The organism is Massilia consociata (assembly GCF_042432755.1).
Classification (GTDB): Bacteria; Pseudomonadota; Gammaproteobacteria; order Burkholderiales; family Burkholderiaceae_D; genus Telluria; species Telluria consociata.
Genome location: NZ_JBHLWP010000029.1, coordinates 20,715 through 34,198, shown reverse-complemented (window position 1 = coordinate 34,198; position 13,484 = coordinate 20,715). Strand labels below are relative to the sequence as shown.

Annotated in this window: 12 protein-coding genes and 2 riboswitches; of the genes, 9 read left to right on the top strand and 3 right to left on the bottom strand. The window is 67.1% G+C overall.

Annotated features, from left to right (window positions below; genetic code table 11):
* Nucleotides 1-41 precede the first annotated feature (41 nt).
* Complete coding sequence (locus ACFFJK_RS21770) at nt 42-602, bottom strand: ATP-dependent Clp protease proteolytic subunit (RefSeq protein ID WP_379681754.1); 561 nt, start codon at nt 600-602, stop codon at nt 42-44.
* A gap of 163 nt (nt 603-765) precedes the next feature.
* Nucleotides 766-851: riboswitch (glycine riboswitch) on the top strand.
* A gap of 17 nt (nt 852-868) precedes the next feature.
* Nucleotides 869-975: riboswitch (glycine riboswitch) on the top strand.
* A 67-nt stretch (nt 976-1,042) separates the two neighbouring features.
* Between ACFFJK_RS21770 and gcvT the strand changes: the two genes are divergently transcribed.
* The 3 genes from gcvT (at nt 1,043) to gcvP (ending at nt 5,659) form a co-directional block, all read left to right on the top strand.
* On the top strand, nt 1,043-2,161 hold the full coding sequence (gene gcvT, locus ACFFJK_RS21765) for a glycine cleavage system aminomethyltransferase GcvT (protein ID WP_379681753.1): 1,119 nt from the start codon (nt 1,043-1,045) through the stop codon (nt 2,159-2,161).
* 59 nt (nt 2,162-2,220) lie between these two features.
* Nucleotides 2,221-2,601, top strand: a complete 381-nt coding sequence (gene gcvH / locus ACFFJK_RS21760; RefSeq protein WP_379681752.1) for a glycine cleavage system protein GcvH — start codon at nt 2,221-2,223, stop codon at nt 2,599-2,601.
* A 175-nt stretch (nt 2,602-2,776) separates the two neighbouring features.
* Nucleotides 2,777-5,659: an aminomethyl-transferring glycine dehydrogenase gene (gene gcvP / locus ACFFJK_RS21755; RefSeq protein ID WP_379681751.1), complete on the top strand. Its 2,883-nt coding sequence runs from the start codon at nt 2,777-2,779 to the stop codon at nt 5,657-5,659.
* 36 nt (nt 5,660-5,695) lie between these two features.
* Here gcvP and ACFFJK_RS21750 read toward each other — a convergent pair whose 3' ends face one another.
* Nucleotides 5,696-7,393: a methyl-accepting chemotaxis protein gene (locus ACFFJK_RS21750; protein ID WP_379681750.1), complete on the bottom strand. Its 1,698-nt coding sequence runs from the start codon at nt 7,391-7,393 to the stop codon at nt 5,696-5,698.
* Nucleotides 7,394-7,686: 293 nt separating this feature from the next.
* Between ACFFJK_RS21750 and ACFFJK_RS21745 the strand changes: the two genes are divergently transcribed.
* On the top strand, nt 7,687-8,358 hold the full coding sequence (locus tag ACFFJK_RS21745) for an outer membrane beta-barrel protein (RefSeq protein WP_379681749.1): 672 nt from the start codon (nt 7,687-7,689) through the stop codon (nt 8,356-8,358).
* A gap of 89 nt (nt 8,359-8,447) precedes the next feature.
* On the opposite strand, the gene ACFFJK_RS21740 is transcribed toward ACFFJK_RS21745, so the two are convergent.
* A complete protein-coding gene (locus ACFFJK_RS21740) occupies nt 8,448-10,118 on the bottom strand; it encodes a peptide chain release factor 3 (protein WP_379681748.1) in 1,671 nt (556 codons plus the stop codon).
* 188 nt (nt 10,119-10,306) lie between these two features.
* On the opposite strand from ACFFJK_RS21740, the gene ACFFJK_RS21735 reads away from it, so the two are divergent.
* From ACFFJK_RS21735 to ACFFJK_RS21715, 5 genes are read left to right on the top strand one after another with little or no spacing between them, the layout of a single operon-like run.
* The gene (locus ACFFJK_RS21735) at nt 10,307-10,708 is read left to right on the top strand and encodes a type IV pilin protein (protein ID WP_379681747.1); all 402 of its coding nucleotides are present in this window, start codon (nt 10,307-10,309) and stop codon (nt 10,706-10,708) included.
* Entirely contained in the window at nt 10,702-11,169 is a 468-nt protein-coding gene (locus ACFFJK_RS21730; protein WP_379681746.1) for a GspH/FimT family pseudopilin, read from the top strand. Before ACFFJK_RS21735 ends, ACFFJK_RS21730 begins: the two co-directional genes overlap by 7 nt.
* A gap of 4 nt (nt 11,170-11,173) precedes the next feature.
* Nucleotides 11,174-11,776, top strand: coding sequence for a prepilin-type N-terminal cleavage/methylation domain-containing protein (locus ACFFJK_RS21725; protein ID WP_379681745.1), 603 nt, complete (start codon nt 11,174-11,176; stop codon nt 11,774-11,776).
* 38 nt (nt 11,777-11,814) lie between these two features.
* Nucleotides 11,815-12,897: a PilW family protein gene (locus ACFFJK_RS21720; RefSeq protein WP_379681744.1), complete on the top strand. Its 1,083-nt coding sequence runs from the start codon at nt 11,815-11,817 to the stop codon at nt 12,895-12,897.
* A complete protein-coding gene (locus ACFFJK_RS21715) occupies nt 12,894-13,469 on the top strand; it encodes a hypothetical protein (protein WP_379681743.1) in 576 nt (191 codons plus the stop codon). Before ACFFJK_RS21720 ends, ACFFJK_RS21715 begins: the two co-directional genes overlap by 4 nt.
* Nucleotides 13,470-13,484: the final 15 nt, after the last annotated feature.

Genomic DNA, 13,484 nt, shown 5'->3' with positions numbered 1-13,484 from the left:
GGGACCAGGGGCGAAGGCCGCACGCCGCGCCCGCCCCATCCCTAGATATTGCGGAGCATGCCGCCCTTGGGCGGCCGGAAGTCGCGGATGTCGTTGACCAGCCCGGCGATCTTCGCGTCGCGCGAGTTCAGGTGCAGGTCGGAGTACTGGTGGATGGCCCATTGTTCCGGTGTCAGCTCGATGCACTTGCGCAGGATCGATTCGGTGCGCGCGTCGTCGGCGCGCAGGCCCTCGACAATGATGTTGAGCGCATCCGGACGCGAGCCGGGGGACGCGGTCGCGTGGGATTTGTGAATCATGAAACGCGCGGTCTCGCTGCAATAGCGCTCGGTACCCGCCAGGTACAGGGTGACGGCGATCGAGGCCACCGCGCCGCCGTTGTACATGATGAACTTGATCGGCGAATTCGCCATGAAGTTGTACAGGCACAGGCCGTCGCTGACATAGCCGCCGTTGGACTGCACCAGCACGTGGGCCGTCTCGATGCCGTCTTCGGTCATGGCCGAGACCGCTTCAAACACACGGTGCACCATGTCGCTGTTGACGTCGCCAGACAGCGTGAACCAGGCTTCCTTGACTTGTTGTCCTTTGTCTTCGCTCATAGTCTTTTCCCACTGCAAAGTGTGTGGAATAAGTTTAGCAAAACACGCCACAAAGCCCGGGGCCGTTCCGCACCAATGGTGTGCAGCAATGGTTTAAGGCAAGACGCCGCCCGCCCGCCCCCTTCCCTCGGTTGACAGTATCCCGTCGCTGACATATTCTCCACAGTCTTGACCGGGAGAGCGCAGGCCCACCTGCCGCCGAAGGGGCACCACCCACAAACTCTCAGGCAAACGAACCGGTCAGGGGGCGGCAGCGCAAGGCGCGGCGGCTCAACTCTGGAGAGCGGCCGCTGCTCATACCTAGCAGGCGGCCCACCGAAGGGGCAGGCGGCCATGCCGCTATCTCTCAGGTACCAAGGACAGAGGGGATACATGCACCCGCAAGGCGTGCCGTTACCCCTATTCGTATTCCGATTACTGTCTACTGTCCTGAGGATTCCATGACGCTCAAAGCGACCCCGCTCAATTCCGCACACCGCGCCCTCGGCGCCAAGATGGTCGACTTCGGCGGCTGGGACATGCCGGTCAACTACGGCTCCCAGATCGAGGAGCACAATGCCGTCCGTCTCGATGCCGGCATGTTCGACGTGTCGCACATGTGCGTGGTGGACCTCAAGGGCGCCAACGTGCGCGCCTTCCTGCGCGGCCTGCTGGCCAACAACGTCGACAAGCTGCAGGTGCCGGGCAAGGCGCTCTATTCCTGCATGCTCAACCCTGAAGGCGGCGTGATCGACGACCTGATCGTCTATTACTTCAGCGAAGACTGGTTCCGCCTGGTCGTCAATGCCGGCACCGCCGAGAAGGACCTGGCCTGGATCACCCAGCACAACGACGCCACCGGCGCCAGGCTCGCCATCACGCAGCGCCGCGATGGCAACGACCCGATCGCCCTGGTCGCCGTGCAGGGCCCGAACGCCCGCGCCAAGGTCTGGCAGGTGCTGCCGTCCACCCAGGCCGCATCCGAGCCGCTCAAGCCTTTCAATGTCGTGATTGTCCCGGACACCCCGTTCGGCGAAGTCATGGTGGCCCGCACCGGCTACACCGGCGAAGACGGCTTCGAGATCGGTGTCCCGGCATCGCAGGTGGAAGCGCTGTGGAACGCCTTCGTGGCAGCCGGCATCAAGCCGGCCGGCCTGGGCGCGCGCGACACGCTGCGCCTGGAAGCCGGCATGAACCTGTACGGCCAGGACATGGACGACAACGTCAGCCCGCTCGACGCCGGCCTGGCCTGGACCGTCGACCTGGTATCGGAACGCGACTTCGTCGGCAAGGCCGCCCTGCAGGCAAAAGGCCAGCAGGCGAACTTCGTCGGCCTGATCCTGCGCGAAAAAGGCGGCATCCTGCGCGCGCACCAGAAGGTCGTGGCCGCTTCCGGCAATGCCGGCGAGATCACCAGCGGCACCTTCAGCCCGAGCATGCAGCAGGCAATCGCCCTGGCGCGCGTGCCGATGGACGTGGCGATCGGCGACACCGTGCACGTCGAAATCCGCGACAAGAAGCTGGCTGCCAGCGTGGTGAAGCTGCCGTTCGTGCGCAACGGCAAAGTGCTCGCAGCCTGATCAAGAAAAACCAAAAACAAGCCTTATACTACCGCCTCACCCTCTACTGGAGCCTTACCATGAACATTCCAACCGACCTGAAATACACCGAGTCCCACGAGTGGGTGCGCCGCGAAGCCGACGGCACCCTGACCGTCGGCATCACCGAGTACGCGCAGGACGCACTCGGCGACATCGTGTTCGTCGATCTGCCGCAGGTCGGCAAGGCATTCACCGCCGGCGACGACGCCGCGGTGGTCGAGTCGGTCAAGGCCGCCAGCGACATCTACGCCCCGGTGTCGGGCACCGTCACCGCCGTGAACCAGTCGGTCGCGGACGCGCCGGACTCGATCAACCAGGATGCCTACGGTGCCTGGCTGTTCAAGCTTGCCCCGGCTGACGCCGGCGCGATCGACAAGCTGCTCGATGCCGACGCGTACGGCAAGACCACCGGTAACTGATCCGTAGGCGGCGCGGCATCGTTGAACGCGTCGCCACAGTGCATCCGTGACTTGAACGCGTGGGCGGCACAGCCGCCCACCCTACAGTTAGCTGTACCACTTGCAGCAGCGTAAGCAGCCCCCATCTCCAATACCCCGGCGCTACCCGCGCCAGCTCCTTCTCTTGGCCATTACCATGACCCGCACCAGCCTCACCCAACTCGAAGCGCGCGATTCGTTCATCCCGCGCCATATCGGCCCGTCCGAAACCGAACAGGCAGCCATGCTGTCGACCCTGGGCTACGCCTCGCGCGCCGCCCTGATCGATGCGGTCGTGCCTGCGAACATCCGCCGCCAGGACACGATGGACCTGGGCCAGTTCGTGGAACCGCGCAGTGAAGAAGAAGCGCTGGCCACCCTGAAAGCGCTGGCCTCGAAGAACAAGGTCATGAAATCGATGATCGGCCAGGGCTACTACGGCACCCACACCCCGAAGGTCATCCTGCGCAACATCTTCGAGAACCCGGCCTGGTACACCGCCTACACTCCGTACCAGCCTGAGATCTCGCAGGGCCGCCTGGAAGCGATCCTGAACTTCCAGCAGATGATCACCGACCTGACCGGCATGGGCATCGCCAACTCGTCGATGCTGGACGAAGGCACTGCCGCCGCCGAAGCCATGACCCTGCTGCAGCGGGTCGGCAAATCGGCATCGAAGGTGTTCTACGTCGCCGACGACGTGCTGCCGCAGACCCTGGAAGTGGTGCGCACCCGCGCCGAGCCGATCGGCGTCGAAGTGCGCGTGATCGCCGCCGCCGAGGTTGAAAAGCTCGAAGAGACCTGCTTCGGCGTGCTGCTGCAGTACCCGGGCGTGAACGGCGAAGTGCGCGACTACCGCGCCGCCGTGGAACACCTGCATGCTGCGGGAGCAATGGTCGTCGTCGCCGCCGACCTGCTGGCCTTGAGCCTGCTGGAAGCGCCGGGCGCCTGGGGCGCCGACGTGGTCGTCGGCAATAGCCAGCGCTTCGGCGTACCGCTCGGTTTCGGCGGCCCGCACGCCGGCTACCTGGCCACCCGCGACGAATTCAAGCGCAGCATGGCGGGCCGCCTGGTCGGCGTGACCGTGGATGCGCAGGGCAACCAGGCCTACCGCTTGGCGCTGCAGACCCGCGAGCAGCACATCCGCCGCGAAAAGGCGACCTCGAACATCTGTACCGCCCAGGTGCTGCTGGCCGTGATGGCCGGCATGTACGCGGTCTATCACGGCCCGCAAGGCCTCAAGCGCATCGCCCAGCGCGTGCACCGCCAGACCGCCATCCTGGCCGCCGGCCTGAAGCAGCTCGGTCACGACGTGCTGAACAAGACCTATTTCGACACCCTGACCATCCGTACCGCGGATGCCGAGGCACTGCACGCGAGCGCCACCGCCCAGGGCGTCAACCTGCGCCGCATCGACGCCAGCCACGTCGGCGTGTCGCTGGACGAGACCACCACCCGCGACGACCTGGCCCAGCTGTTCTCGATCTTCGGCAACGGGAAGACCGTCGATATCGACGCGCTGGATTCGGACGCCCAGGACGCCTACCCGGCGGAACTGGCCCGTACCACGGCCTACCTGACCCACCCGACCTTCAACCGCTACCACGCCGAGCACGAGATGCTGCGTTACCTGCGTAGCCTGGCGGACAAGGACCTGGCGCTGGACCGCACCATGATCCCGCTGGGTTCGTGCACCATGAAGCTGAACGCGACCTCGGAGATGATCCCGGTCACCTGGCCCGAGTTCTCGAACATCCACCCGTTCGCGCCGGAAGACCAGACCGTCGGCTACCGCGAGATGATCGCCCAGCTGGAAGCCATGCTGTGCGCCGCCACCGGCTACGCCGCGATCTCGCTGCAGCCGAACGCCGGCTCGCAGGGCGAGTACGCTGGCCTGCTGGTGATCCAGAAGTACCACCAGTCGCGCGGCGAAGGCCACCGCAACATCTGCCTGATCCCGTCGTCGGCGCACGGCACCAACCCGGCGTCGGCCAGCATGGTCGGCATGAAGGTCGTGGTCACCGCCTGCGACGAGAACGGCAACGTCGACCTGGCCGACCTGAAGGCCAAGGCCGAGCAGTACTCGAAGGACCTGGCCTGCGTCATGGTCACCTATCCGTCGACCCACGGCGTGTTCGAGGAAGGCATCCGCGAACTGTGCGAGATCGTGCACCAGCACGGCGGCCAGGTCTACGTGGACGGCGCCAACATGAACGCGATGGTCGGCGTGGCCGCGCCGGGCGCCTTCGGCGGTGACGTCAGCCACCTGAACCTGCACAAGACCTTCTGCATCCCGCACGGCGGCGGCGGCCCGGGCGTCGGCCCGATCGGCGTCGGCGCCCACCTGGCCCCGTTCCTGCCGAACCAATTGTCGACGGGTTACATCCGCAACGAGGCCGGCATCGGCGCGGTGAGCGCGGCGGCCTACGGCTCGGCTTCGATCCTGCCGATCTCGTGGATGTACATCGCGATGATGGGCGCCTCGGGCCTGACCGCGGCGACCGAAGTGGCGATCCTGAACGCCAACTACATCGCCCGCCGCCTGGCGCCGCACTACCCGGTGCTGTACACCGGCCACGACGGCCTGGTCGCGCACGAGTGCATCATCGACCTGCGTCCGCTGCAGGACAAGACCGGCATCTCGAACGAGGACGTGGCCAAGCGCCTGATGGACTTCGGCTTCCACGCCCCGACCATGAGCTTCCCGGTGCCGGGCACCCTCATGATCGAGCCGACCGAGTCGGAGTCGAAAGCGGAGCTGGACCGTTTCATCGAAGCGATGATCACCATCCACGCCGAGATCGTGAAGGTCGAGCGCGGCGAGTACGACAAGATGGACAACCCGCTCAAGGGCGCCCCGCACACCGCCGAGGTGGTGACGGCCGACGAGTGGGCCCACACCTACTCGCGCGAAGTGGCGGCCTTCCCGGTGGCCTCGCTGCGCAAGAAGAAGTACTGGCCGCCGGTCGGCCGTGCTGACAACGTGTACGGCGACCGCAACCTGTTCTGCGGCTGCGCCCCGATCAGCGATTACGAGTGATGCGCGACCGCTCGCTGAGCGCGATACCGGCTTGACCTATTTGCGGCTCGACGCGAGCCGCAAATGGGCGCGGTCGTGACGGCGGCGCTCCCTGGGCAGATCCCGGGGGGCGCCGCTTTCCTTTTGCTCGGGCGGCGCGGCCCTGGCCGGCGCCGGCGCCGGCGGCACGGATTCGTCCAGGCGGAACGCCTGTACCGTGCGCGAGAGCGCCAGCGCCTGCATCTGCAGCGTGCGCGCCGCCGCCGCCGCTTCCTCGACCAGGGCGCAGTTCTGCTGGGTCACCTCGTCCATGCGCACGATCGCCTGGTTGACCTCCTCCAGGCTGCTTCCCTGCCCCTTGCTGGCCGTGCCGATACGGTCGACGATCCCTTCCACTTCGCGCACCGAACTGGCCACGTGCGCCATGCCGTTGCCGGCATCGAGCGCCCAGGCGGTGCAGCCCTCGATTTCCGAGATCGATTGCGCGGCCAGTTCGCGCACTTCGCGCGCGGCGCTTGCCGCCCGCTGCGCGAGCGCGCGCACCTCGGCGGCCGTCTCGGCGAATCCGGCTGCGAACGCGCGTCCGCCCTCGCCGCTGCGGGCCGCCTCCATCGCGGCGTTCAACGCCAGGGTGCCGGCCTCGCTGGCAAACGCATCGATGACGGCCGCCACTTCCGCCGCGCGCGCGGCGTCCTCCTTGACCGCGGCCATGGTCGCTGCCATGCGCTCGATGCTCAGGCTGCTCGCCCGGGCCATGCTGGACGCCGACTGCGCCAGCCGGTTGGCAGCCAGCGCGCTGTCGGTCGTCGCCGTCACGTTCTCGGCCAGTTCCTGCATCGAGGCCGCCGTGTCCTGCAGCGTGTGGCCGCGGTAGACGGCGCGGCTATGCATGCTCAGGTTGCCGAAACTGATGTCGCGCGAAGCGCTGCCGATCTTGCTTGCCGACTCGAGCACGGTACGCAGCGTGCCGTTCAGGTTGCGGATACCGGCATCGAGCGCGCGCGAGGTCTCGCCGATCTCGTCGTCGCCGTATTCGCGCGCCTGGATCGTCAGGTCGCCGCTGGCCAATCCCTGCGCGGCGGCGCCGATGGCGCGGATTTCGAGCAGCAGCACACGCCGCACCGCGACCGTGATGGCCAGCGACACCGCCACGGCCAGCAGGATCACGACGGGCATCAGGCCGCTCGTGACGCGGAAATCAGCCGCCGCGCTGTCCGACGCTTGCTCGGACAGCGTGCGTTCGAGCTGCGCCAGCATCGTCATCCGGTTCGCCATGACGGCAAACGCGGCTTCGGGCTTGATCATGGCGCTCGCGCCGACGGTCTGGTCGGCATGCGCCAGCTCGATGACTTCGCGCGCCTCCCGCACGTAGGCACGGTGGGATTGCGCAGCCTGCTCGACATGGCGCCGTTCGGCGCTGTCGGGCGGCGTCAGGCGCGCCAGCTCGCCGAACGCCCGCTCGATGGCGCCGTGCTGCCGGTAGATGTCCGCAATCAGCGTTTCGATGCGGGCGCGCGAGAAGCTGCCGCTGATCCAGGTGAGCAGCTTGTAGGTGTCCGCGTGCACCCGCTGGGCCTGCGTCACCAGTTCGGTAGCGCTGCGCATCTGGACCGCACGGGGACCGACGATGGTCTGCAGCGACTGGTGCTGCCGGACCATCGCATAGTAGGCGCCGCTCGATAGCATCACCAGCAACAACAGGACGACGCCGGGGGCGAGCAGCAGCTTGGGGCCGATCTTCAGGCGCGACAGCATGGGTCAGGCGTCCTGCAAGGCGGCGGGGAAAGTCATGGAAGCGTGGGAAATGGTGCGGTGGTCCTGCATGCTACCTCCCTGTGGAATACGTTTAATTTCTTAGACGCATTCAATGAATCTACGCGGTCCGGCAGGGGCAAGGTTTGCGCTGGCGCAGACCGGCCATATCTGTGTGGCCCCGGGAACACGCATATGTATTGTGAAACAGCTGCTTACCAATTTGATACATTTGGCAGGAAGACACGTTGTATCCTTCCGCCCGAGCCGATCATTCATTTCAGGAAGGAACAAGCATGAACGCCAGAGGCATCGTTATCGCCGCAGCACTCCTTGCCGCCGCCAGCGCGCAGGCACAACTGCTCGACACCTCAACGTCGCGCCTCGGAGCGCAGACGCTCCCAGGGTACGGACCGCTGGCTTCCGGGTTCAAACGGTATTCGCCGGTCTATGGCGGCAACGAAGCGGCCAATCCCAACGACCGCCAGTTCAAGGAGTTCCGCACCGATCCGCGACTGGTGCTCGGCTATGCGTTCAACCCGCACTTCGCGCTGGAAGCGGGCTATTCCCACCTGTTCGACGAAGGCTTCCACAAGATCAATCCCTACCAGCCCACGGAACAGGCCATCGCTGCCGGCGCACTGGGCGTCAAGAGCTATACCGTCCATGCCGCCGCCAAGGTTTCGCTGCCGCTGAGCGAGCGCCTGTCGGCCTACGGCAAGCTCGGCATCGCGCACAGCCAGCTGAAGGACGACGGCACGCTGGGCGCCATGCAGGAAGCGCCGACCGCCCGTGGCGTGGCCGTCGGTACGTCCGACAAGGGACCGTTCGGCGCCGTCGGCGCGAAGTACAAGCTCAACGACCGTGCCACGGTCAGCGGCGAATACCGGATCAACGGCAGCGCCAGCAAGTTCGGCAACGCATCGAACGCCAGTGGCGTGAGAGGGAGCATCGGCGTCGGGTTCTGAGTCGGCGCCGATGAAGGGAGGGCTGCCGGCGCCGGCTGGGAGCGCCGGCGCAGCCGATATGCCCGCGCGAGGCGGGCCGGGACGCCGGCTTACGCCAGCTTGGCCGCGTGCTCGCGGGTCGCGTGGAAGGTCAGCTTCGGCCAGCGTTCCTGGGTCAGGCGCAGGTTGACGCCGGAGGTGGCCAGGAAGGCCAGGTTGCCGGCCGCATCGTAAGCCACCTGGTGGCCGAGCTGGTTCTCGAAGTCCGACAGGGCTTTCTTGTCGTCGCTCGACACCCAGCGCGCGCTGCTGATGCTGCTGCTCTCGAACACCGCGTCCACGCCGTATTCATTCAGCAAGCGGCTCGCCACGACCTCGAACTGCAGCACGCCCACCGCGCCCAGGATCAGGTCCGAGCCCAGCACCGGCTTGAACACCTGCACCGCGCCCTCTTCGCCCAGCTGCTGCAGGCCCTTGTGGAGCTGCTTCACCTTCAGCGGATTGCGGATGCGCACCGTGCGGAACAGGTCCGGCGCAAAGTACGGGATGCCGGTAAAGGTCAGCATCTCGCCTTCCGAGAAGCTGTCGCCGATCTGCATGTTCCCGTGGTTCGGCAGGCCGATGATGTCGCCGGCGTAGGCTTCTTCGACCTGCTCGCGGCTGGAGGCCATGAAGGTCACGACCGAGGACAGTTTCACTTCCCTGCCCAGGCGCAGGTGCTTGACCTTCATGCCTTTCTCGAAACGGCCCGAGCATACGCGCAGGAAGGCGATGCGGTCGCGGTGCGCCGGGTCCATGTTGGCCTGGATCTTGAAGACGAAGCCGGAGAACTTCGGCTCGGTCGGCTCGACCGCGCGCACGGTGGCGTCGCGTTCGCGCGGGGCCGGAGCCCAGTCCACCAGCGCCGACAGGATCTCGCGCACGCCGAAGTTGTTGATCGCCGAGCCGAAGAACACCGGGGTCTGCACGCCCGACAGGAAACGCTCCAGGTCGAACACGTGCGAGGCGCCGTGCACCAGTTCCACCTCCATCTTGAGCTGCTCGATCTCGAGCGGGAACATCTCGGCGAGCTTCGGATTGTCGATGCCCTTGACGATCTCGAAGGCGCCGTCGGCCTTTTCCTCGCCGGCCTTGAACAGCATGATCTCGTCCTTCAGCAGGTGGTACACGCCGCGGAAGTTCTTGCCCATGCCGATCGGCCAGGTCACCGGCGCGCACTCGATCTTCAGCACCGACTCGACCTCGTCGAGCAGCTCCAGCGGGTCGCGGGTTTCGCGGTCCAGCTTGTTCATGAAGGTGACGATGGGCGTGTCGCGCATGCGGCAGACGTCGAGCAGCTTGATGGTCTGCTCTTCCACGCCCTTGGCCGCGTCGATCACCATCAGCGCCGAGTCCACCGCGGTCAGCACGCGGTAGGTGTCTTCCGAGAAGTCCTGGTGGCCCGGGGTGTCGAGCAGGTTGATGACATGCTCGCGGAACTCGAACTGCATCACCGAGGACGCGACCGAGATGCCGCGCTGCTTCTCGATGTCCATCCAGTCCGAGGTCGCGTGGCGGCCGCTCTTGCGGCCCTTGACGGTGCCGGCGAGCTGGATCGCGCCCGAGAACAGCAGCAGTTTTTCGGTCAGGGTGGTTTTACCGGCGTCGGGGTGGGAAATGATGCCGAAGGTGCGGCGGCGCGCCACCTCGCGCGCAATCACCGCGGCCGGTTTGCCCGCCGGGGCGGTATCAGGGGATTCAAGCGCAGCTGCTGCGCCAGGTAGTGCGATGTCGGATGCCATAGTCTCGGCCAGGTTCGTGTTCGTGCAAACCCGCGATTTTACCGGGTGCGGGCCGGCTTGTGTGAAAGCGGCGCAACGCCGTGATGGCCATTGCGCGCAACTGTCAGCATTTTGTCAGCTTTGATTCAGCAATTTGACAGCTTTGGTGTTTATACTGGGCAACATTTCTTGCACATCGAGGCCCTTTCATGCTCCCCTCCCCGTTCCGGCGCCAGCCTGGCTTCACCCTGGTCGAGCTGATGGTGGTCGTGGTCATCGTCGGTATCCTGGCGGCCATCGCCCTGCCCGCCTATTCCCAGTACCTGGTGCGCAGCAACCGCACCGCCGCGCAGGCCTACATGATGGAACTGGCCCAGGCCCAGATCCAGTTCATGGCCGACAGCCGCAGCTATGCCGCGACCGTCGATGAGCTGGAGCTGCCGGTGCCGGACCAGGTGGCCGCCAAGTACACGATCGAGATCGACCTGGAAGACGGTCCTCCCCAGCGCTTCACCATCACCGCCACCCCGAAAGCCGGTTCCACCCAGGCGGACGACGGCGTGCTGGGCATCGACAACGCCGGCACCCGTACGCCGGGCGACAAATGGTAAGGCGCGGCCCGCCGCGCCAGCGTGGCGTCACCCTGCCCGAGCTGTTGGCAGTGCTGGCCATCATGGCCATCCTCGCCTCGCTGGCCGCCCCTGCCTACGGCAGCTGGGTCGCCACCATGCGCGGACGCGGCGCCGCCACCGATCTCGCCACCTCGCTCAGCCTGGCGCGCAGCGAAGCGATCAAGCGCAACGGCGAAGTCACGCTGGCACCGGCCGACAGCGGCTGGCAGGCCGGCTGGCGCATTGCCGCCCCCGGCGACGCCGAGCGCCTGCTCGACGACCACCCGGCCGTGCAGGGCGCCGTGATCGACGGTCCCGCCAGCGTCACCTACCTTTCCAACGGCCGCATCAAGGGCACCGAACTGCCGCGTTTCGACATCAGCGTCGCCGGCCACGACGGGGAGCGCTGCGTCTTCGTCGACCTGTCCGGGCGTCCGGCCCAACAAGCTTCCGCGTGCTGACACCATGACTTCATCGACTTCCTCCCTGCACCTTGTCCGCCGGGTAGGCCGCGAGCGCGGCGTCAGCCTGGTCGAAGTCCTGGTCACGGTGGTCGTGGTCGCCTTCGGCCTGCTCGGCCTGGCCGCCTTCCAGGCCAAGGCCCACGTCGGCTCGATCGAGTCCTACCAGCGCGCCCAGGCGGCCGTCCTGCTGCAGGACATGCAGGCCCGACTGGCCGGCAACAGCGGCCACGCGGGCGACTACGTCACCGGCGCACCGCTCGGCACCGGCAGCGAACTGGGCCAGGACTGTGCGGCCGAGCCGGCCGGCAGCGCGCGCGACCTGTGCGAATGGAGCGCCGCCCTGAAGGGCGCGGCCGAGCGGCGCGCCGACGGCAACAACGCCGGCGCCATGCAGGATGCGCGCGGCTGCGTCACCCAGGTGCGCGCCATGAACGACGCGCCCGGGGTGTGCATCCCGGCCGTCTACCTCGTCACCGTCGCATGGCAAGGCATGCACGCGACGCGGGCGCCGGCGCAGGCCTGCGGCCGCGACCAGTACGGCCCGGACACCCACCGGCGCGCGGTCTCGGTGCGGGTAGCCGTCGGCCTGCCGGGCTGCACCTGATGCGCCCGATGCACACCTTGCAAGTACAGGAAAGCGCGATGCGAACGATTCCCCCTTCCTTCCCTTCCGGCCTGCGCCGCGCCGGCGGCTTCTCGCTGGCCGAGCTGATGATCGCGGTCGCCATCGGCCTGTCGATCCTTGCCGGGCTGTCGCTCATGTTCGTCAAGAACACCCGGGCGCAGGCCGAGATCGAGAAAGCCCACCGGCAGGTGGAGAACGGCCGCTATGCGATCGACCTGCTCGGCGTGGACCTGCGCAACGCCGGCTACTATGCCGAGTTCGAACCCAGCGTGCTGGCCGACCCGGCCGCATTGCCGGCCCTGTGCGCCAGCAGCCTGGACGAGATCAAGGCCGGCCTGGTCCTGCCGGTCCAGGGCCTGGACGACGGCGCCGCGAGCCCGGCCTGCCTGCAGGACCGGCGCGAGGGCACCGACGTGCTGGTCCTGCGCCGCACCGCCACCTGTATCGCCGGCGTCGGCAACTGCGCACCGACCTCGGCGGGCGGCCCCTTCTTCCAGGCCTCGCTGTGCAGTAACGCCAGCGAGCTCGATTCGCCCAACGTTGCGGATTTCTACGCGCTCAGCCTGTCGACCGCCAACCTGAACCGCCACAAGCGCGACTGCACGTCGTCGCCGGGCAGCGGCACCCCGGCCGACGTGCGCCGCTACCTGACCCACATCTACTTCGTGGCCAACAACAACCGCGCGGGCGACGGCATCCCGACCCTGAAGCGCCTCGAACTGGGCAGCGACGGCAGCACCCCGACCTGGACCGTCGTGCCGCTGGCCGAAGGAATCGAGAACCTCCAGCTCGAGTACGGCCTGGACCTGGCCAGGGACGGCGTGGCCGATACCACGACCGCCGACCCGGCCACCGCCAACGACTGCGGCGACGCGGCCTGCGCGGTCGCCAACTGGCGCAGCGCGGTCGCGGTGCGCGTGCACCTGCTGGCGCGCAACACCGAAGCCACGCCCGGCCATGCCGACACCAAGCGCTACACCCTCGGCCTGGATGCCGATGGCGACGAACACGTCATCGAAGCGGCGGGCGACGGCTACAAGCGCCACGTGTTCCAGGCCCAGGTGGCCCTGCCCAATCCGGCCGGAAGGAGACTGCCATGACCGATGCACGCTACCGCCGCCAGCGCGGCGTGACCCTGATCAGCGCCCTGATCATGCTCGTGCTGCTGACCCTGGTCGCCCTGACCACCTTCAACGTCGGCAAGTCCAACATGCAAATCGTCAGCAACATGCAGCAGCGCGACGAGGCCGCGGCCGCGGCGCGCGAAGTGATCGAGGAAGCGATCAGCAACACGCGCTTCACCACGGCCCCCGACCACGTGCTGGCCAACCCCTGCGGCGAGGACAACGCCCGCTGCATCGACACCAACGGCGACGGCCAGGACGACGTGCGGGTGAGAATCACGCCGCGTCCGGCGTGCGTGATGGCGCCGGTGATCAAGAACACCGCGCTCGACCTGGCCAAGCTCGAGGACCAGGTCTGCAGCATGGGCAGCTCGCAAAGCTTCGGCGTGGCCGGCGCCGTGGACGGCAACTCCGCCTGCGCCGACAGCGTCTGGGAAATCAGCGCCGAGGCGACCGACATGCAGACCGAGGCCCAGGTGCAGGTCACCCAGGGCGTGGCCGTGCGTGTGGCGCGCGACGACGTCACCAACAATTGCCCGACCACTTGAACACTTGATTACCGA

Bases quoted from the DNA above. Each gene is read 5' to 3' on its own strand.
- ACFFJK_RS21715 (WP_379681743.1), top strand. From the start codon at position 12,894: ATGACCGATGCACGCTACCGCCGCCAGCGCGGCGTGACCCTGATCAGC.
- ACFFJK_RS21745 (WP_379681749.1), top strand. From the start codon at position 7,687: ATGAACGCCAGAGGCATCGTTATCGCCGCAGCACTCCTTGCCGCCGCC.
- ACFFJK_RS21750 (WP_379681750.1), bottom strand. From the start codon at position 7,393: ATGCTGTCGCGCCTGAAGATCGGCCCCAAGCTGCTGCTCGCCCCCGGC.
- ACFFJK_RS21730 (WP_379681746.1), top strand. From the start codon at position 10,702: ATGGTAAGGCGCGGCCCGCCGCGCCAGCGTGGCGTCACCCTGCCCGAG.
- ACFFJK_RS21740 (WP_379681748.1), bottom strand. From the start codon at position 10,118: ATGGCATCCGACATCGCACTACCTGGCGCAGCAGCTGCGCTTGAATCC.
- gcvT (WP_379681753.1), top strand. From the start codon at position 1,043: ATGACGCTCAAAGCGACCCCGCTCAATTCCGCACACCGCGCCCTCGGC.
- gcvP (WP_379681751.1), top strand. From the start codon at position 2,777: ATGACCCGCACCAGCCTCACCCAACTCGAAGCGCGCGATTCGTTCATC.
- gcvH (WP_379681752.1), top strand. From the start codon at position 2,221: ATGAACATTCCAACCGACCTGAAATACACCGAGTCCCACGAGTGGGTG.
- ACFFJK_RS21725 (WP_379681745.1), top strand. From the start codon at position 11,174: ATGACTTCATCGACTTCCTCCCTGCACCTTGTCCGCCGGGTAGGCCGC.
- ACFFJK_RS21770 (WP_379681754.1), bottom strand. From the start codon at position 602: ATGAGCGAAGACAAAGGACAACAAGTCAAGGAAGCCTGGTTCACGCTG.
- ACFFJK_RS21720 (WP_379681744.1), top strand. From the start codon at position 11,815: ATGCGAACGATTCCCCCTTCCTTCCCTTCCGGCCTGCGCCGCGCCGGC.
- ACFFJK_RS21735 (WP_379681747.1), top strand. From the start codon at position 10,307: ATGCTCCCCTCCCCGTTCCGGCGCCAGCCTGGCTTCACCCTGGTCGAG.